The organism is Desulfoprunum sp. (assembly GCF_053613775.1).
Genome location: NZ_JBSHXH010000002.1, coordinates 121,355 through 140,268, shown reverse-complemented (window position 1 = coordinate 140,268; position 18,914 = coordinate 121,355). Strand labels below are relative to the sequence as shown.

14 protein-coding genes and 2 pseudogenes are annotated in these 18,914 nt (G+C 58.4%); 3 read left to right on the top strand and 13 right to left on the bottom strand.

Features of this window, described 5'->3' with window-relative positions; translation table 11 throughout:
• Positions 1 to 48 precede the first annotated feature (48 nt).
• The 13 genes and pseudogenes from ACWGKN_RS02335 to ACWGKN_RS02275 all read right to left on the bottom strand — a co-directional run bounded on the left by ACWGKN_RS02335 (position 49) and on the right by ACWGKN_RS02275 (position 14,971).
• Positions 49 to 4,503: an acyl-CoA dehydratase activase-related protein gene (locus tag ACWGKN_RS02335; RefSeq protein WP_452094601.1), complete on the bottom strand. Its 4,455-nt coding sequence runs from the start codon at positions 4,501 to 4,503 to the stop codon at positions 49 to 51.
• Positions 4,500 to 5,528: a putative ABC transporter permease gene (locus ACWGKN_RS02330; RefSeq protein ID WP_052159762.1), complete on the bottom strand. Its 1,029-nt coding sequence runs from the start codon at positions 5,526 to 5,528 to the stop codon at positions 4,500 to 4,502. Before ACWGKN_RS02330 ends, ACWGKN_RS02335 begins: the two co-directional genes overlap by 4 nt.
• Before the next feature lie 18 nt (positions 5,529 to 5,546).
• Positions 5,547 to 6,539, bottom strand: a complete 993-nt coding sequence (locus ACWGKN_RS02325) for a patatin-like phospholipase family protein (RefSeq protein ID WP_052159765.1) — start codon at positions 6,537 to 6,539, stop codon at positions 5,547 to 5,549.
• Positions 6,540 to 6,787: 248 nt separating this feature from the next.
• Positions 6,788 to 7,051, bottom strand: a complete 264-nt coding sequence (locus ACWGKN_RS02320) for a hypothetical protein (protein ID WP_424252622.1) — start codon at positions 7,049 to 7,051, stop codon at positions 6,788 to 6,790.
• Between the two features lie 61 nt (positions 7,052 to 7,112).
• Positions 7,113 to 8,329 (bottom strand): annotated as a pseudogene (locus ACWGKN_RS02315) (ISNCY family transposase).
• A 224-nt stretch (positions 8,330 to 8,553) separates the two neighbouring features.
• Positions 8,554 to 8,997 (bottom strand): annotated as a pseudogene (locus ACWGKN_RS02310) (helix-turn-helix domain-containing protein); the annotation flags it as partial.
• 62 nt (positions 8,998 to 9,059) lie between these two features.
• The gene (locus tag ACWGKN_RS02305; protein WP_035226558.1) at positions 9,060 to 9,980 is read right to left on the bottom strand and encodes an ABC transporter permease; all 921 of its coding nucleotides are present in this window, start codon (positions 9,978 to 9,980) and stop codon (positions 9,060 to 9,062) included.
• Positions 9,980 to 11,041: an ABC transporter permease gene (locus tag ACWGKN_RS02300; protein ID WP_035226556.1), complete on the bottom strand. Its 1,062-nt coding sequence runs from the start codon at positions 11,039 to 11,041 to the stop codon at positions 9,980 to 9,982. Before ACWGKN_RS02300 ends, ACWGKN_RS02305 begins: the two co-directional genes overlap by 1 nt.
• A 35-nt stretch (positions 11,042 to 11,076) precedes the next feature.
• Positions 11,077 to 12,108, bottom strand: a complete 1,032-nt coding sequence (locus ACWGKN_RS02295) for a BMP family ABC transporter substrate-binding protein (RefSeq protein ID WP_452094613.1) — start codon at positions 12,106 to 12,108, stop codon at positions 11,077 to 11,079.
• Positions 12,109 to 12,236: 128 nt separating this feature from the next.
• Positions 12,237 to 12,971 (bottom strand): amino acid ABC transporter ATP-binding protein, encoded by a 735-nt coding sequence (locus ACWGKN_RS02290; protein ID WP_035226553.1) that lies wholly within the window; start codon positions 12,969 to 12,971, stop codon positions 12,237 to 12,239.
• On the bottom strand, positions 12,964 to 13,926 hold the full coding sequence (locus tag ACWGKN_RS02285; protein ID WP_052159644.1) for an amino acid ABC transporter permease: 963 nt from the start codon (positions 13,924 to 13,926) through the stop codon (positions 12,964 to 12,966). The genes ACWGKN_RS02290 and ACWGKN_RS02285 overlap by 8 nt, the downstream gene beginning before the upstream one ends.
• A 12-nt stretch (positions 13,927 to 13,938) precedes the next feature.
• A complete protein-coding gene (locus ACWGKN_RS02280; protein ID WP_035226616.1) occupies positions 13,939 to 14,733 on the bottom strand; it encodes a transporter substrate-binding domain-containing protein in 795 nt (264 codons plus the stop codon).
• 70 nt (positions 14,734 to 14,803) lie between these two features.
• Positions 14,804 to 14,971, bottom strand: coding sequence for a hypothetical protein (locus ACWGKN_RS02275; protein WP_424256193.1), 168 nt, complete (start codon positions 14,969 to 14,971; stop codon positions 14,804 to 14,806).
• Positions 14,972 to 15,456: 485 nt separating this feature from the next.
• On the opposite strand from ACWGKN_RS02275, the gene pdhA reads away from it, so the two are divergent.
• From pdhA to ACWGKN_RS02260, 3 genes are read left to right on the top strand one after another with little or no spacing between them, the layout of a single operon-like run.
• On the top strand, positions 15,457 to 16,563 hold the full coding sequence (gene pdhA, locus ACWGKN_RS02270; RefSeq protein ID WP_035226613.1) for a pyruvate dehydrogenase (acetyl-transferring) E1 component subunit alpha: 1,107 nt from the start codon (positions 15,457 to 15,459) through the stop codon (positions 16,561 to 16,563).
• A complete protein-coding gene (locus tag ACWGKN_RS02265) occupies positions 16,556 to 17,536 on the top strand; it encodes an alpha-ketoacid dehydrogenase subunit beta (RefSeq protein ID WP_035226547.1) in 981 nt (326 codons plus the stop codon). The genes pdhA and ACWGKN_RS02265 overlap by 8 nt, the downstream gene beginning before the upstream one ends.
• 12 nt (positions 17,537 to 17,548) lie before the next feature.
• Positions 17,549 to 18,910 carry a dihydrolipoamide acetyltransferase family protein gene (locus ACWGKN_RS02260; RefSeq protein WP_452094600.1) on the top strand — a complete coding sequence of 454 codons (1,362 nt, stop codon included), beginning with the start codon at positions 17,549 to 17,551 and terminating at the stop codon, positions 18,908 to 18,910.
• Positions 18,911 to 18,914 lie beyond the last annotated feature (4 nt).

The window sequence follows — 18,914 nt, the reverse complement described above, 5'->3', positions numbered from 1 at the left end:
ATGTCCGGCCGATCGAGTTCTTCGTTCTTTTGCCATTACCTCAATCGGTCACCAGCCAATTTTACGTTTAATGTTTTGCACTTTTTCCGACAATTCCAAACCCGACACCCATGCTCTCCATTTTTCGACTTCCAGGGCTGCATAATTGTTTAAATCCAGTTTACACGGCATCATGGAGGGGATGACAAAGCGCCGAAGTTCTTTAATCTCTGCCGTGATTTCCTTATTACGAGCCGCTCGTTCACGCGCACCCGAGACCAGAAAATGAAGCCGGTTCAGGATGTTGACCTCGCTGGCCCCCGCATCCATATCAAGGGAAAGCAGATTCAAATGGGGATACATCTCCTTGAGCTTCTTCTCCATCCCTCGCCCGGTTATGTGGTTTGAAATGCAGCCGAACGGCTGCAGGCAAACAATGTCGCCGATCCCTTCCCTGAGCATGGCGATCATTTCCGCTGTCAGGAGCCATCCTTCCCCGAACTGGTTGGCCAGGCTGACCACATCGCTGGTAATCTCGGAAAGTTTCCTGAGGTTGTGAGGCTTGCGGTAAAATCGAAATTCCTGCATGACCCGATCTATCTGACCAAGGTGAAATTCCATGTATATCTCAAGCAGCATGTTTTTCATCCGATCCGCAAACGATCGTTTAAAAAATGCCTTCTGGTCATACGTTTCGTTGATGAAGCGCTGGGCGAAAAAACTCTGCAACGCAGGAAGGATTACCTCTATCCCCTGGCCGGACAGCCAGTCAATGATGTCCCCGTTGGAAAAAAAATTGTATTTGACAAATATCTCACCCACAATCCCGATTTTGGGCACAGGGTTGTCATGAGTTTCCATCTCGTTGAAATCAGCCACTGCCTTTCTGAGCAGATTGAGCAGGTACTGGTAATCGCCGTTTTCGATACCGGTTTCCATGGCTGAGAGATATTCAGCGTGCAGTTTTCTGGCTGTGCCGGGCGTCTTTTCCCGCGCCATGCTGGACAGAAACATCTGAGTGAGAGGATCGGCAAAGATAACACCCAAAGCAAGCTGCTTGACCAGCCTATTGGAATCAACCGCAAATCCCACTCCGGGATCAATCCCATCGGCGAAGATCGGAATAACCTGGATATGGTCCAGACCAAAGTCCGCCAGCGCCTTCCTGACCAGCGAGAGATATGAGGACGCGCGGCATTGCCCACCGGTCTGGGTCAGGATAACCGCCGTATTTTCAGGATCGTAGCTACCCGACTGAAAGGCCTTGATAATGTCGCCGGCAACCAGGATGGCAGGATAGCACATGTCGTTGTTGATGGTTTTAAGGCCCACCTCGACCGTCTGCCTGTCCTGGGGAGGAAGTACCTCCACGTGCAAACCAAGCGGCCTGAAAGCAGCCGGTATCAAGGGGGAATAGAAGGATGAAAAGAATGGGGTAATCAGCGTTTTCTTGCGGTTTGTGGTCGTAACGGGATAATCTTTTTTCTTTCTGGTTCCATTTTTACTCCACGGGTTGCCGTTACTGCGCTGCGTCGCCGCAAGCATTGAGCGCAATCTGATCCTGACCGCGCCGAGATTGTTGATGTCGTCCATTTTGATCACGGTATGGATATTGCCGCCGCTCCGCAGGATTTCCCTTACTTCATCGGCGGAGACGGCGTCCGGGCCGCAGCCAAAGGAGGTCAACTGCACCATCCTGGCGTTTCGATGTTGGTTAACCCACATCGCAGCAGCGTACAGTCGGTTGGCATAGCTCCACTGGGTCAGGACATTGACTGTTGCCAGTGACGCGCTGTCGTTGGCTGCGATTACAGTCTGCTCACTGACAACATCCACTCCCAGGTCGGTCAGAAGGCCGGGCACACCGTGGTTGACAAGCGGGTCCAGGTGGTAAGGCCGGCCGGCAAGGACAACGATCGTCCGTCCAGCCTTCTCCGCCTTGGCGAGAAACGTTTTAGCCTGCACCCCGAGCTGGTCCCTATACACGGTTTGAGCCGCCAGCCCGTTTTTAACTCCTTGGGAGATAGTCTTGTAGGAGATGCCGAAAGACATGAAGAAGAGGTAGAGCTGATCCCGTAACAGACCGGTATCCTTAAAGCTGATCGACGGATTATCCAGAGGAATCCCAAATTTCTTCTCTGGATTGATGGCGCTTTTGATCAGATCGGGATAACCGGTCACCACCGGGCAGTTAAAGCTGTTCAGCGCATCTTCGAACTCTTTTTGTTCATACACAACGGTCGGATAGAAAATGCGGTCCACTTTCTTGTCAACAAGGTCGAATATATGGCCGTGGGCGAGCTTGGCCGGGAAACAGATGTTTTCCGACATGACGGTGGAAGCGCCTTTTGCGTAAAGTTTCTGGCTGGAGGGAGCGGAAAGCACTACACTGAAGCCGCAGGTGGTCAAAAAGGCGTTCCAGAAGGGAAAGTTTTCATACATGTTCAGGCAGCGGGGGATGCCGTAGGTGAGGCGGCGTTTGCCGACCGGTTCCATATCGCGATCAAACAGGAGATTGTTCTGTCCGTCAAACAGATTTTTTCCTTTGCATCTGGTATCCGGATTGTTGCTGAAATAGCGTTCGCAGCGGTTCCCCGTAAAAAACCGATTTTGATTGCCAAACGTCAGTTCCAGCACCGCACACATGTTCTCGCAGCCGCTACAGTGCACCTCTCTTTTAGTAAAATCGGCCTGCGTCACCAGGTTGTCGAGGACATTCATCGGAAGAGACCTGCCCCGCGTGGTGCGATGCATGGAAATGGCGGTCAAGGCCGCTCCGTAGGCCCCCATCAGTTCCGAGATATCCGGCCTGACTACTTCCTTGTTCAACAGGAGCTCTGTCGCGCGCAACACGGCCGGATTGCGAAATGTCCCTCCCTGGACAACGATTTTGTTCCCCATCTGGTCGGTGTCTTTGAGCTGGAGGACCTTGAACAGGGCGTTCTTAACGACCGAATAGGCAAGACCGGCCGAAATATCGGAGATAGAGGCCCCTTCACGAAGTGCCTGTTTGACCTTCGAATTCATGAAGACGGTGCAGCGGGTCCCCAGGTCAAAGGGGGCATTCTGCTGGCAGGCGATTGCAGCGAATTCCTGAACCGGGTAGCCGAGTGAATTGGCGAATGTTTCAATAAAGGAGCCGCATCCCGACGAGCAGGCCTCGTTGATATGAATGTCGACTACGACACCGTCAACAATACTGATCGCCTTCATATCCTGCCCGCCAATATCCAGGACAAAGGTGACGTCCGGTTCAAACTTCTGCGCCGCCCGGCAGTGCGCCATTGTCTCGACCACCCCGTCATGCAGGCCGTAGGCTGCCCTTATGAGGCTTTCCCCGTAGCCGGTGGCGGCCGACCGTATAATGCGAGGTTGGAACGAGGCTGCGGCAAAGGTCTCCCGGATCTCAGTCATCCCCTTTTTTACCGCCAGTAGAGGGTCGCCGTTATTGGCGCCGTAATGCCCAAAAGCCAACCGCCCCTCCGCATCGATAAGAACAATTTTAGTAGTGGTTGACCCGGAGTCAATGCCCAGAAAAAGCTCATTTTCTCCAACATCTAGCGGATCGACCCTGGTAATCCTAGCCTGCTCATGTTTCTTTTGCCATAGCTCAAACTCCGCCTTATCGGCGAACAGAGGCTCCAGTCTCAAGGTCTGGCCCTCTGCAATTCCGACGGATTCAATTCCCGACAGGGATAAAAGGCTGCCGATACGGGCACGGAAGGGTTTTCCGTTACGAATCATGGCTGCGCCCATTGCCGGGATCAGTTCCGAACGGTCCGGCAGCAACAGATCATCGGGATGCTCAATCTCCAGCAGATCGGCAAAGGCTTTCCGCAAGCAAGGAATAAACGTCAGCGGACCGCCGCCCACGAGAATTTTCCGTTCCATATCCCGGCCACTGGATAAGCTGACCACCTGCATGGCTACAGCGTGAAAGATGGAGGCCGCGATATTCTCACGGGAAGTATTACGGCTCAGCAGGGCCTGGATGTCGGTTTTGGCGAACACACCACATCTGGAGGCGATGGGAAAGAGTTGCGTCGATTTTTCGGCCAGACTATTCAGTTCCGACACGTCAACATTCAACAGCACGGCCATCTGATCGATGAACGCGCCGGTGCCCCCGGCGCAGCTACTGTTCATTCGGATGTTGGGACGACCGTTCTCGTCAAAAAAAATGATTTTGGAGTCTTCGCCTCCGATTTCGATAAAGGTTTTGACATCAGGAAAGAAGGTCCCGAGGTAGTGTGCCGATGCTACCACTTCCTGGACAAAAGGTACTCTGAATGCCTCGGCCACACCCATTCCCGCAGAACCGGTGAGCGCCAGATCCAGTTCCACATCACCAAGTTCCCGGAGCGCCTCCCGTAAAATACTACTGGTTGTCTCCATGGTTTTACCTTGATGACGACGATAACGAGAAAAAACCAGCTTGCCGCCTTCGTCGATGATGACTGCCTTGGCCGTTGTTGAGCCTATATCGATTCCGGCATAATGGAGCATTACTTTCTTTCGCGTCATATAAGCTTCTCTCTCCCTGACTGACCGGCAGATCCGTCAGTTCTCTTTTTTATTTTGCCCTGTCTGTCCAGGCGCAGATAATCTTTGGCCGAACAATAGGTGTCCACCAGGGAGACGACAAGCGACTCCGGATAACGTGGCGGCACAACAGTGAGCGGCCACATGTGCTTTTTGATGATGTCTTCTTCTTTTTTTGAGAGGTGGGTTATCCGGCGGGCATTGTTAAGGGCGATGGTGTGATGCCTGAACCCGTGCAGTCGCGGACCGCCTCGCAGCCAGTCATAGAAGAAGAGGTCATGAAGCAGCGCACCCCGGATGATCGCGCCACAGTCCAGAGAAAGTCGTCGGCCACAGAGGAAGCTTATGTAGGCGACCTCCTTGACATGATCCAGTCTCGTCTTTTCACGGTGATGGGGATATTCGGAAAGTCTCGCCACATCAGGAAGAGCAAGGACAGGACTTGCAGCATCCCTGAATTCCGCGTCAGCAGCGCCCTTCTCCTCCGGCGTCATGCGGAAAAAGGTCCGGATACCAGTCATCAGCAAATCCAACAGCATGAAGGAAAGCGCAGCACCGGCGAAAACGCCCTTGACAACCGGGTGGAGCTGTCCGAGCAACACCTGGTAAGGCGGAACGACTAGATACTCAAAGGCAAAAGCCATCACTATCCAGTAGAGTGAAAATTTTAAGCAGATATGCCCCTTGTAGTGGAAGCGCTGGTCCGAATAATCCCAAAGCCGGGCGTTAAAAAGACGTTTAGCGATTACCGCCGAAAACAGCTCGAGTCCTGTTGTGACCGCAAAATAGACCAAAGTTTTGACGGCCAGCCCGGCGGTGGTCGCCTGCAACAGGTCAGCAGCCTCCATGAGAATCAGGGCACCTGCGCCATAAAGAATCAGATAAGGGCCTTTCAAGAGGCCGGGGTTGATAAATCGTCGGGAAAAAGATGAACGATAGGCGACCTCCAACATCCACCCGAGAATTGCGAAACATGAAAAGGAAAAAACCAGGTCCAGCATAGCCATATTCGTCTCGAGATATTCTTACCCGCGCCGGTCTGCACGGGTAAACGCAGCCAGCTGTTCCCGTGCGCACTCATAGCCGATCCTGATGATTTCCTCGGCGCGGTCAAACTGCAGGAAGCTAATCTGCCCTAAGGGCGGCTGAATGATGATGTCAGGCCGGTCAAGGCCGAGGCGGGTTTGCGTGATGCGGGTTTCCATGATATTGATCGAGGCCAGCAGCACTTCAAAGATGCTGGGCAGTGGTTCCGTGGAAACCCAGCGCATGAACTGCGCCGCGACAGGCGATTCATGGGACAGTAATCGGGATTTGAGGCCCTGTATTGACTGCCGGTAACTGTCCATCCAGTGTGAAAAGATGCCAATCTCCTTTTTTTCTTCATCATTTACATGGTTCGCGAACGGTTTAAAATTCTTTCCTTCGACAATATCGTGGTTGAGATCAACCGCGATCACGATGTCGGCACCCATGGAGCGGGCCACGCTTACCGGGACAGGATTGACCAGCCCACCATCGACCAGGATACGGCCATTGCTGCGGACCGGCGTAAAAATTCCAGGCACCGAAATGCTGGCACGTACCGCCTCGATCACGTCGCCTGAACTAATGATTACCTCTTCGCCAGTGAAAATATCCGTTGCCAGGGAGGCAAAACGTCTAGGCAGAGCCTCAATTCTGTCGACATGGATATGGGTGCGCACAAGTCCACTGACCTTCGCGCCATCGATTAGCCCTGACCTGGGAAAGACTACGTCGAAGAACGAGGCAATCTTCATCCAATCCAGTTCCTGAAAGGTACTCTCCAGAGAATCCAGACTGTCGGAGGCGTAAACCGCCCCGATCAGTGCACCGATGCTGGTACCGGCTATGACATCAACCTTGATATCCGCTTCTTCCAACGCCTGGATTACACCGATATGCGCCAAGCCCCGCGCTGAACCGCTTCCCAGGGCTAGGCCGATACAAGCATCAGCATGCCGGAATTTGGTGGCTCGCCTCGGTTCTTCCGTCATAGTTTTCTCCTCGAAGTCGCGGTTAGCCCTACAACGGCACTTATGAACATGTGTACCACATGCTGTAGGTCGCTTCGGAGTACGAATACTGCATACTGTGTCTATATTGACATGTTGCGTTGTAGGGTTAGAAGCAAGAGCGACGACGTAGTGATTATTCATGCCGGTGATGTCGCTCGGGCTGGAAAATCAGAAAAGACCGAGTTTCCAGGGTCGGATGTATTTGACACTCCAGGTAAATATTTCTTTCAAGGTACAGCCCTGCTGAACATACCAATCAGCCGTTTCGACAAGGCCTTCCCTGTTTGAATATGATGGCGTTCCTTATACCGGTCATAGTCGCTAAAGCGCGGGTCCCGTTTGCGGAATTGATTGTCAGCTATGTAGTGCCTGGCAGAAAACCCACAATTTTCAAAAACTCCTACCATCGCAGACATCTTTAATGTGTAAGGCTTTTTCTCCGGCAGCTGATTTTGAATTTTACAGTCTTCAAAAACGATAACAATTCTCATGTGTTGCGACGACTAGGCATAGTTCGGCCATCGACCTTGCAGCCGGACCAACCCGCTTCTCTCAGGCTGCTTTCTTGTAAGATCCGCGTTTTCGTTGAGCAGCCTCTTGTTCCTGCTGACGCAACACCGCACCCAAACGCTGTATGTTACGTGCCACCACCGCCATGGCAATGTAGCGTTTAAATCCACGGAGACCGTGATCGGGACATTTATCCAGTCCATGGACTTCAAGGGCGTTGATCGCCGATTCTACTGCCGAGTGTTGTTTGCGCAGCTTGACAAACTCAGGATCGCCTTCGCGATCTTTGTCAGCTTGCGAAAGCCTACCCTTTTTGGGCAGCACCACACAATCAAGACGAGGTTTCAATACTTCCTGGTTGGCCGGGCTATAAAAACCTTTGTCCATGCTGACCGCACGTAACTTGGGGAACTTCTGCCCGGTTTCACCAACCATGGCAAAAGCCACCTGGTCATCGGTGCTCTTTACCATCACTCGATGGTGCAGAATGAAGCGGTCTTGGTCTTCCATAATACACACCCGCAGGCCCAATTCCACCGGAACGCCGGCCTTCCCTTCGCTGATCCATTCGGTATGCGGCTCGAACAGGGAAAACACCTTCTCATCGTGAGCAATACGTTCGCCCTGGAGCACCCGCCGGTCAATCTGGTCGATCTGCCGACGGGCATGCCGCATGAAGTCATTCAATACGCTGAGCCGGACCACGGAGAGAGGATCGTGCGGGGTGACCTGCTGGCGAGTTTGGTCGGCTCGTGTCAGATACCCCTCTGCCAGGTCCAGGTAGACACGATGGGCCTCTTTCATCTCCTGCTCTTTTCGCTGCTGTTTGCTTTCTTCTTTGGAGGAGTAAACAGCCGCAGATTATCTTTCAGGGTCTGCAGATCATACAGCTTCTCTGCCGCCCAATCACTGTGACCAAGCATTTTCCGGAGGGTCTTATGTTCGTTGGCCAACTCCAGGATACGATCATAATCGGCATTGAGCCCCAATCCGAGTACCCCCAGCACCAGTATCTGCCACCGGGTCATGCCGGGACGACCGTTGTTGGGATCGGCCTTGACGGTTTTTCCCTCGATTTGATGCACAGGCAAAACCTCTGCCAAAATGGCAAATACCGCTCCGCGCAGTTCAGGCGTGGTGTATATATGCTGGAGTCCGCGGAGGATTTGCGGAATATCGTCGCGTGATTTTGGGTCCAGCTTTATGTCGGCGATTGCCAGTTCACCCAACTTCATTTGTGGTTCGATTACTCTACGCATGAATTTTTCACCCGACGAAGATTTTGTTCTTGCTGACATTTGAGCCGGTCAGAGCCCTGCTGAATTATTTAGCCTGAAAAGAATATACCATAACAATCAGCATGTTACATTATCAATCGGCATCCGCCGTGCTCCCCGCGCTCATTTTCTTCGCTTGTGGGTATCGTTGGTATCAGCTTGTTTTTTCGGTTCTTTTACGGTTACCATTCAGGCACTAGTTACGTTTTTTTTAACACGCGCCGGACGGTTTCATACGAAACACTTTCAACATACCCCAACTCCACAACCTTATCCGCGAGTAGCCGCAGCGACCACTGCGCTTGTCCTGCAGGCGGCTCACTGCAACTGAGCGCCACAAGATGTGCCTCGAAATCGCCATCAGCCTTGCGCTTGTACACCCGTTCCCTCTCATGGCCGTTGAGCGCAATGTCGAGACCTTCCTCAACGAATCGTTGTTTCACCCGGTGTATCTTCATTTCGCTGACTTTCAACACGCTGGCGATCTCCTGCTCCGTTAACGTCCTCGGTTCTGGAGCATCTCCATCGTAATTTAGCAAAATCAAAGCATTGAGAACTTTTTGGGAATTATGCTTTCCCTTGGCAACAATACCTTGAAGCTCGTCACGCTCCTCTTGGCTGAGTGAAAATCGGTATTTGATTTTGGGCATAGTCAGCTCCGTTTTTTCTGACTATACCTGGTTTATACTAACATTTCAAATGTGACATGACACTAGTCCGCCGGCTCCACGTTGATGCCCAGCGCCGCCGGGGCCTCACTCATCCCTCGCCGCCATGAGGACAGGACCAGAACGATGACGGTCAGGGCATACGGCAGCATCAACAGGAGCGAGGAGGGAATCTGGGTTCCCGAGGCCTGCAGGCGCAGCTGCAGGGCCATGATGCCGCCGAAGAGATAGGCGCCGAATACCGCCCTCCCCGGACGCCAGAAGGCAAAGATGACGAGGGCCACCGCGATCCAGCCGCGGCCCCCGGTGAGATTGTTGGTCCACAGATGGGTGTAGGACAGCGACAGATAGGCCCCGCCCAGTCCCATCAGAAACCCGCCGCCGAGGACGCCGAACCAGCGATAGGCGGCGACATGAAGGCCGGCCGCCGTGGCCGCCGCCGGATGTTCCCCCGCCGCCCGCAGACACAGGCCCGGCCTGGTCCGCATCAGGCCATACCAGATGAGGGGCGGGATACCGTAGGTCAGGTAGACCAGCGGATCATGGTTGAAGAAGATCGGTCCGACGATCGGGATCTCGCTGACGAGCGGCAGGGCGATGGGGGTAAAACCGGGCGCCGTCCGACCGACATAGGCATTACCGAGATAGTCGGCCAGGCCGGTGCCGAGGATGGTCAGGGCCAGACCGGACACGACCTGGTTGCCCTTGAACCACAGACAGACCATGCCGTGAATGGCCGCCGTCAGGGTGCCGGCGATACCGGCGGCGACGAAGGCCAGCGTCGGGCTGCCGGTGGCCAGGGCGACGACGAAGGCGGTCAGGGTGCCGATGATCATCACTCCTTCGACCCCGAGGTTGAGAACGCCCGATTTCTCGGTGATGATCTCGCCGAGGGTGGCATAGAGGATCGGCGTACCGGATTGGACCGCCGCCGCCAGCAGGGGGATGATGATCGCCAGCTCCATCAGTTCCTCCTCACGGCGATACGATAGGAGGTGAACAGCCCGCCGCCGAGCACGGTCAGGAGGATCAAGCCCTCGAGGATGCCGCCGAAGGCCGCCGGCACCTGGAGGTCGAGCTGCAGATTTTCCACGCCCACCCGCAGCCCGGCGAGGAGGAAGGAGGCGAAGGCGATGCTCAGGGGATTGAGCCGGGCCAGCCAGGCCACGACGATGGCGGTATAGCCGTACCCGGCCATGATGCTCGGCTGCAGGCGGTTGATGGTGGCGGAGGCCTCGAGAAACCCGGCCCAGCCGGCCAGCGCCCCGCTGATCACCATCACCAGCACGACCAGGCGGTCATAGGGGATGCCGGCATAGCGGGCGGCCCGGACGCTGTCGCCGGCCGCCTTGAGTTCGAAACCGAGGCGGGTGAAGCGGATGAAGACCCACACCACCGTGCCGAGGACCAGGCAATGGGCCAGCCCCCAGTTGATGCTGGTCGAACCGATCCTGCCGACCACCGCCTGCGGCGAAAATTCGCGGGTCATCGGAAAACCGAAGCTGGTCGGGTCTTTCCACACGCCGTAGACCAGGTAGTCGAGGAAGAGGATGGCGATATAGTTCAGCATCAGGGTGACGATGATCTCGTTGGTCCTGAGGCGCTGGCGCAGGATGGCGGGGATCATCCCCCACAGGCCGCCGGCCAGGGCGGCCATGGCGATCATCGCCGGCAGCAGGATCGGGCCGGGCAGATCGGGAAAGCTGAGCGCCACCCAGGTCGCCCCGACGGCGCCGAGGGCGAATTGACCCTCCGCCCCGATATTCCAGACCTGGAGGCGGAAGGCCACCGCCACCCCGAGTGAACAGAGGAAGATCGGGATCGCCTTGACCAGGCAATCCTCGATGGCGAAGCGGGACCCGAAGGCCCCCTTGAACAGCACGGCGAGTCCTACGAGCGGCGGCGTCCCCCGCAGAGCAAGGAGGATCCCGCTCAAGACAAGTGAAAGGACGATTGCCGTCAATACAACAAGACAGGATCTCCAGCCGCGGCGCTCCTGTCTCTTGGTGATCCGGATCCGGAACATCCGCTGACCGTCGATGGGCGGAATCGCGGCCGTCCCTATTCGGTCGTGCCGACCACGCCCTGGACGAACCAGGTCATGCCGAGCAGATCGGTATCCGGGGCCACGACGCCGTCGGCAATCTTGACTGTCCCCTTCTGGTCCTTGATCGGGCCAACGAAGATTTTGTTCTTGCCGGCGACGATCTCGGCCTTGGCGGCCATGACCTTGTCCTGCAGGTCCTTGGGGACCATCGTCCCGAAGGGGGCGAGGTCGACGATGCCGGTCTCCATCCCCGGCCACACCGATTCGGCCTTCCAGGTCCCTTGCCGTACCTGCTCGATCACGTTCCTGTAGAACGGAGCCCAGTTCCAGATCGGCGCGGTGAGATGGGCCTTCGGGGCGAAGGCGCTCATATCGGAATTGTAGCCGATGGAGTAGACACCCTTCTCCTGGGCAGCCTCCTGCGGCCCCGGAGAATCCTGGTGCTGGGCAATGACATCGGCGCCGACATCGAGCAGCGATTTAGCGGCCTCCTTCTCGGTCGCCGGATCATACCAGGTCTTGGTCCAGACGACCCGGACGGTGGCCTCCGGATTGACGGCCTGGACTCCGAGGGTGAAGGCGTTGATGCCGCGGATAACCTCCGGAATCGGGAAGGCGGCGACGTAGCCGATGGTCTTGCTTTTGGTCATGCCGCCGGCGACCATGCCGGAGAGGTAGCGGGCCTGATACATGCGGCCGAAATAGTTGCCCATGTTGTCGGCCGTCTTGAAACCGGAGCAATGCATGAACCTGATGTTCGGGAACTGTTTGGCGACCTTCAGCATCGGATCCATATAACCGAAACTGGTGGCAAAGATGATATCGTATCCCTTGCGGGCCATGTTCTGCATGACCCGCTCGGAGTCGGGTCCTTCGGCGACCGCCTCGACATACGAGGTCTTGACGCCGGGCATGCCCTCGAGTCCCAGGCGCCCCAGGTCATGGGCGTAGGACCAACCGGCGTCACCGATCGGCGAAACGTAGATAAAACCGACATTGAGTTCCTTTTCCGCCGCCTGGACGTTGGAAAAGCTCAGGCACAGCATCAGTACAGCGAGGGCTTGCAGCACGCGCATCACACGATCCTCCATATTCTCGATAAACTGTTCATTGTCGTCTTCGACTCGGTTGCATTGCAGCCTTCTTGACACCCACGATCGCCAACAGGCTGAAATTACAGCACCTGCTTGAGAAACAGCTGGGTCCGCTCCTCCCGCGGGGCGGTGAAGAAATGCTCGGGGGTGCCGGTCTCCACCACCTTGCCCTGATCCATGAAGATCACCCGGTCGGCGACCTCGCGGGCAAACCCCATCTCATGGGTCACCACCACCATTGTCATCCCTTCACGGGCCAATTGTTTCATGACATCGAGGACCTCGCCGACCATCTCGGGGTCAAGGGCCGAGGTGGGCTCATCGAACAGCATGATCTTCGGATCCATCGCCAGGGCCCGGGCGATCGCCACCCGCTGTTGCTGGCCGCCGGAGAGGCGGGAGGGGTACTCCTGCTCCTTGTCGGCGATGCCGACCTTGACCAGCAGCTGTCGCGCCTTTTCCTCGGCGACCGTCCGGTTCCGCCGGCGCACCCGGATCTGGGCCAGGGTCACGTTTTCCAGGACGTTCTTGTGGGGAAAGAGATTGAACTGCTGGAAGACCATCCCGACCTCGGCCCGGATCTTGTTGATGTTGGTCTTGCGGTCGGCGAGATCGACCCCGTCGATATAGATATGGCCGCTGTTGAACGATTCCAGGCCGTTGATGCAACGGAGAAACGTCGATTTGCCGGAACCGGACGGGCCGATGACGACCACCACCTCGCCCTTGGCGACCTCGAGGGATACTCCATCCACGGCCCGGACGGTGATGCCGCGGCCGGTGAAGATTCTTTTGACGTCGACGGCTTTAATCACTGACGGCGAACCTCCGTTCCATATAGAAGACCAGCTGCGACAGCACCGAGGTGATGATCAGATACATCGCCGCGACCACCAGCCAGATCTCGAAGGTCGCGAAGGTGCTGGTGATGATCTCGCGGCCGGATTTGGTCAGGTCGGTGATGGCGATGACCGATACCAGCGACGAGTCCTTGATCAGGCTGATGAACTGGCCGGACAGCGGCGGCAGGATCCGTTTCAGGGCCTGGGGCAGGATGATGTCGAGCATCGCCTGGGGCATGGTCATGCCGAGCGACCGGGCGGCCTCCATCTGGCCGCGGGAGATCGACTGGATCCCGGCCCGGACGATCTCGGCGACATAGGCCCCGGCAAACAGCGCCAGGGCCCCGACCCCGGCGACGTTGCGGCTGAGGTTGAAGACGGTGCCGACAAAGAAGTAGGCGATGAAGATCTGGACCAGCAGCGGCGTCCCGCGGATGAACTCGATATACACCGCCGCCAGACCGTTGATCGTGTAGTTCTTCGAGATCCGCGCCAGGCCGGTGAGCAACCCGATGACCAGGCCCAGGACCCCGGAAACGAAGGAGATCCAGATCGTCGTCCACATCCCCATGATCAGCGGCCCCATCTTCCAACTGAAGGAAAGCCCGACCGCATCGCCGGCATATACCTCCTGCTGCGGTTCCACCTTGAGGGAGGCGCTGTCGACCTCGAGCACCGCCTTCTCCCCCGCCGGAGCGGTGATGGTCACTGCGGTCACCGCACCCTTGCTGTCGATCGCCGAAACCTGGCCATCGAAGGGGGCCTTGTGCAGGTCTTCGGCCTTATAGAAGAAATACTGGGGGACCCGGTACCAGCGCCATTCGTAATCGATCTTCTGTACGGCTCCCCAGACTGCCGCGGCCATCCCGAGAAGGATGACCGCCAGCAGAAGCCTCCAGGGCCACGTATCACCAGTGGCATTCACAATATTTCCCTTTTCTTACTGGATTTCCTTCAACCAGGCATCATCCTGGAACCATTTGTGATAGATCCGTTCGTACGTGCCGTCATTCTTGACCTGGTACATGAAATTTTCCAACCAGTTGAGAAAGTCGGCATCACCCTTACGGACACCCCAGGAGATCGGTTCGAAGGTGAACGGGGTATCGAGGTGGACGATCTTGCCCTGTCCCTTCTGGCTCATGGCGACGATGTTGTAGGGTTGGTCATAGATGAAGGCGTCGATCTTGCCGTTGACCAGTTCCATGACGCCTTCCTGCTCGGTCTCGTAGCTGTTGTACTTGGCCTTGGGGATCATCCGCTTGGTGGCCTGCTCACCGGTGGTGCCGAGCTTCGAGGCGACGGTGTACTTGGGGTCGTTGAGATCCTTGTAGGTCTTGATCGTGGCGGCGAGATCCTTTTTGACCAGGATGGTCTGGCCGATAACGACATAGGGCGGGGCGAAGTTGATGCTCATATTCCGCTCCTGGGTCAGGGTCATGCCGGACATGATGATGTCGAACTTGCCGGTCAGCAGGGCGGGAATGATGCCGTCCCAGGCGGTGCTCACCAGTTCCAGCTCGACCCCCATGGCCTTGGCCATCACGGCTCCCATATCGGCGTCGAAGCCGATGATCTCGCCTTTCTTGTTCTGCAGTTCGAACGGCATGTAGCCCGGCTCCATGCCGATGCGCAATTTGCCGCGTTTCTGTATCTCCTCGAGGGTGCCGGCCATGGCGGTTGCGGTCATCGCAAAGGCCATCAGCATGGCTAACAGCAGGGACAGTCTTTTCATGGTCTTCTCCTTTGGCATCGATTTCAGATTCACAAGGGCCTGGAAGCGGGCCCCCATACCATACGCCCTATCAGAGCGACTTGCCCTCGTCGAGCAGTTCCTCGATGATCATCCGCGTCCCCTGGCATTCCGGGTTGGGACAGCGGGGCATCTCCTCGATCGGCAGGTAGACGATCATGAGCTGCCGGCATCTGGGGCAGACCAATTGGACCGGTTCGTTTTTGCCGCGGTCATGCATGGGCAAGCACCTCCCTCTGAAAGAATTCGCTCGATTTACAATGCCTTTGCGTAACAAACTACACGGTAAAACTCAAGGAGAATCTTGCTCGCCGACAAGCTCTCGCAATCGCATGCGGCGACGTTCAAGTGGCCAATTTCATTGATGTTGCAACGAGGATTCGGATATTCCCCGACGCGGCGGCGGTATTTGCTCAATCCGCCTGCTTCAACTCGCCGGGATTGCGTCCGGCAAACCGCCCCCCGTCGTATGCATCAGCGGTGCAGTCGAGCGGGCAACGCTGCCCATCCCCGGCGGTTTATCGACAGGCGACGCACCGTGACTCCCTTCGGCGGGAGCTCGATTTCACCATCCGTTCAATTTTTCTGATGGCAATCAATTGTATTTCTCTGCCCAATAGATATAGTTGAAACAGAACCAAGCGCGATGCAGTCACCCATCCCGAACTGCCGGCGGCCAAATCAGGCTGCACCATGGAGGCGACCATGCCACGAAGTGACATTGCGGTTACCGACAGCCTCGAATATCTCTCCATCCTCGACGAACACGGCAATCTCGACCGGGAGCTGGAACCGCAGCTCTCCGCCGAGCAGCTCCTCGATCTCTATCGGGCGATGGTGCGGGGCCGCCGGTTTGACGAACGGCTGCTCGATCTCCAGCGCCAGGGCCGGATCGGCACCTTCCCGCCGATCAAGGGCCAGGAGGCCTCGCAGATGGGCGCCGTCTTCACCCTGCGACCAAGCGACTGGTTCGTCCCGGCCTTCCGCGAAACGGCGGCCGAGATCTGGCGGGGCCGGTCGCTGGAGAGCATCATCCTCTACTTCAACGGCTTCAACGAAGGCGGCCTGAGCCCCGAAGGCCGGAAGGATCTGCCGATCGCGATTCCGGTCGGCTCCCAGGTCCTGCACGCCGTCGGCCTGGCCTGGGCCGCCCGCTACCGCCGGACGGACGAGATCGCCATGGTGTTTTTCGGTGACGGGGCGACCTCGCAGGGCGACTTTCACGAGGGCCTTAATTTCGCCGCGGTCTACCAGGTGCCGGCGGTCTTTGTCTGCCAGAACAACCAGTGGGCAATCTCCGTGCCGGTCAGCCGCCAGACCCAGACCCCGACCCTGGCCCAGAAGGCCCATGCCTACGGCATGCCGGGGATCCAGGTGGACGGCAACGACGTCCTCGCCGTGTATGTCGCCGCCGCCGAGGCGGCAGAGAGGGCCCGCAACGGCGGCGGGCCGACCCTGATCGAGTGCGTCACCTACCGGCTGATGATGCACACCACCGCCGACGACCCGAAACGCTATCGCAGTGACGAGGAGGTGGACCAGTGGCGGCAGCGCGATCCCCTGCCCCGGTTTGCCGCCTACCTGCAGCAGAAGGGGACGGCGACCGAGCAGCAACTGGCGGAGATGGAGACCCGGGTCCTCGAGGAGATCCAGACCGCGGTCGAATCGGCCGAGAAGCGGATGGAGGAGCTCGGCGACCCGCTCGACATGTTCGACCACCTCTATGCCGAGTTGCCGCCGCATCTGGAGGCCCAGAAATCGGCGCTGGCCGGGGAGATCGCCGCTCTAGGCAAGGAGGTGGACAATGACTAAGATGACGATGGTCCAGGCCATCAATCTGGCCCTGCGGCAGGAGATGGCCAATGACGACCGGGTCGTCCTGCTGGGCGAGGACATCGGCCGCGACGGCGGGGTCTTCCGGGTGACCGAGGGCCTGATCGACACCTTCGGTACCGAGCGGGTGCTGGACACCCCGCTCGCCGAATCGGCGATCGCCGGCATGGCTGTCGGCATGGCGATCTATGGCCTGCGCCCGGTGTGCGAGATCCAGTTTTCCGGTTTCGCCTATCACTGTTTCCACCAGCTCGAAAACCACGCCGCCCGGCTGCGCTGGCGCTCACAGGGGCGGCTGTCGGTGCCGATGGTGCTGCGCGCCCCCTACGGCGGCGGGGTGCGAGCGCTGGAGCACCACTCCGAGAGCCGGGAGGCCTACTGGGCCCACACCCCGGGGCTGAAGATGGTGATCCCCTCCGGTCCCCGCTCCGCCCGAGCCCTGATGGTTGCCGCCATCCGCGACCCCGACCCGGTGATCTTCTACGAGGCCAAGGGACTCTACCGGGCCTTTCGCGAGGAGGTGCCGGACGAGGAGGAAACCATCCCCATCGGCCGGTCGCGGATCGTCCGCGAAGGCCGCGACCTGACGATGATCGCCTACGGGGCGATGATCCGGCCGGCGCTGGAGGCGGCGGAAGAACTGCGGGCAACCGACGGGGTCGAGGCCGAGGTCATCGATCTGCTGACGATCTCGCCGCTCGACGACACCCTGATGCTCCAGTCGGTGACCAGAACCGGGCGGGCGGTGGTGATCCACGAGGCCCCGCGCAGCTTCGGTCCCGGCGCCGAAATCACCACCCGGCTGATGGAAGGGGCCTTCTATTACCTCGAGGCGCCGATCGCCCGGGTGACCGGCTACGACCTGATCATCCCCTATTTCAGCCGGGAAAAATGGTTCATTCCCAATGTCCGGCGCATTGTCGACGCAGCGCGCCGTACCCTTGTCAGCTAATCGGGAGACGCCATGTCCAAAACGTTTCGATTGCCCGACCTGGGCGAAGGGGTCGGTGAGGCCGAAATCCTGGCCGTGCATGTCACGGTCGGCCAGTCCATCCGCGAAGGCGATCTTCTCCTCGAGGTCGAGACCGACAAGGCGGCGGTCGAGATCCCATCGCCGGTTTCCGGTACCGTCGATGAGATCCGGGTGCACAAGGGAGATATGGCCAAAGTCGGCGATATCCTGATCAGTTTCGCCGATTCCGCGACGGCCGGGCCGGCAGGCCAGCCCGCCCCCGCTGCCGAACCCGCTGCCGAACCCGCTGCCGGCGAGGGACCTGCCACGGTCCCGGATCGTCAGGCCGCAGCGGCAGGCCGGCCGGCCGCTACCCCCAGCTATCCAACCGCCGTTCCGGGGGCGCCGGTGCCGGCCTCGCCGGCGACCCGCCGCCTGGCCCGGGAACTGGGGGTCGACCTGCGGGCGCTGACCGCCGGCGGCGCCGGCGGGGTGGTGACCAGGGACGACGTCCTCGCCTTCGCCCAGGGCACTGGTAAACCCGAGGTCCCGCCGCCAGCCCCGGAACCATCACCGGCGGTCTCGGAACCCTCGCCGCCGCCCGAGGCCACGACCGAGATCGGCCCGCCGGTCCTGCCCGATTTCAGCCAATGGGGGCAGGTCAGCCGGGAGCCGTTCCACTCCATCCGCCGGGCGACTGCCGCCCGGATGACCGCCTCCTGGGCCCAGATCCCCCACGTCACCTGTCAGGATGCGGTCGATATCACCCGGCTCGAGGCCTTCCGCCAGCAGCACAAGGGCGAGATCGAACGGGGCGGCGGCCGCATGACCATGACGATCTTCGCGATGAAGGCGGTGGCCACGGCGCTGAAGCGATTCCCCCGTTTCAATGCCAGCCTCGATCCGGCGGCGCAGGAGATCGTCATCAAGCACTACTATCACATCGGCATCGCCGTCGATACCGAACACGGCCTGATGGTGCCGGTCATCCGCGATGTGGATCGCAAGAGCATCAAGGAACTGTCCGTCGAACTGCAGGGGGTCCTCGACCGGGCGCGCGAGCGCCGCACCAGCCGGGAGGAGATGGTCGGCGGCACCTTCACCATCACCAATGTCGGGGGGTTGGGGGGCAGTTATTTCACGGCGATCATCAACTATCCCGAGGTCGCCATCCTCGGGCTTGGCCAGGGACGGATGCAGCCGGTCGTCGTCACCACCGGCGAGGGCGGGCACGATATCGTCCCCCGGCTGATGATGCCGATCGTCCTCTGCTTCGATCACCGGGTGGTGGACGGGGCCGACGCCGTCCGGTTCCTGCGCCAGGTCATCGAGCTGCTCGAGGACCCCGACGAACTGTTCCTCACGATGATTTAACCCG

Bases quoted from the DNA above. Each gene is read 5' to 3' on its own strand.
- ACWGKN_RS02335 (WP_452094601.1), bottom strand. From the start codon at position 4,503: ATGACGCGAAAGAAAGTAATGCTCCATTATGCCGGAATCGATATAGGC.
- ACWGKN_RS02330 (WP_052159762.1), bottom strand. From the start codon at position 5,528: ATGGCTATGCTGGACCTGGTTTTTTCCTTTTCATGTTTCGCAATTCTC.
- ACWGKN_RS02325 (WP_052159765.1), bottom strand. From the start codon at position 6,539: ATGACGGAAGAACCGAGGCGAGCCACCAAATTCCGGCATGCTGATGCT.
- ACWGKN_RS02320 (WP_424252622.1), bottom strand. From the start codon at position 7,051: ATGAGAATTGTTATCGTTTTTGAAGACTGTAAAATTCAAAATCAGCTG.
- ACWGKN_RS02305 (WP_035226558.1), bottom strand. From the start codon at position 9,980: ATGGAGCTGGCGATCATCATCCCCCTGCTGGCGGCGGCGGTCCAATCC.
- ACWGKN_RS02300 (WP_035226556.1), bottom strand. From the start codon at position 11,041: ATGTTCCGGATCCGGATCACCAAGAGACAGGAGCGCCGCGGCTGGAGA.
- ACWGKN_RS02295 (WP_452094613.1), bottom strand. From the start codon at position 12,108: ATGCTGTGCCTGAGCTTTTCCAACGTCCAGGCGGCGGAAAAGGAACTC.
- ACWGKN_RS02280 (WP_035226616.1), bottom strand. From the start codon at position 14,733: ATGAAAAGACTGTCCCTGCTGTTAGCCATGCTGATGGCCTTTGCGATG.
- ACWGKN_RS02275 (WP_424256193.1), bottom strand. From the start codon at position 14,971: ATGCATGACCGCGGCAAAAACGAACCGGTCCAATTGGTCTGCCCCAGA.
- pdhA (WP_035226613.1), top strand. From the start codon at position 15,457: ATGCCACGAAGTGACATTGCGGTTACCGACAGCCTCGAATATCTCTCC.
- ACWGKN_RS02265 (WP_035226547.1), top strand. From the start codon at position 16,556: ATGACTAAGATGACGATGGTCCAGGCCATCAATCTGGCCCTGCGGCAG.
- ACWGKN_RS02260 (WP_452094600.1), top strand. From the start codon at position 17,549: ATGTCCAAAACGTTTCGATTGCCCGACCTGGGCGAAGGGGTCGGTGAG.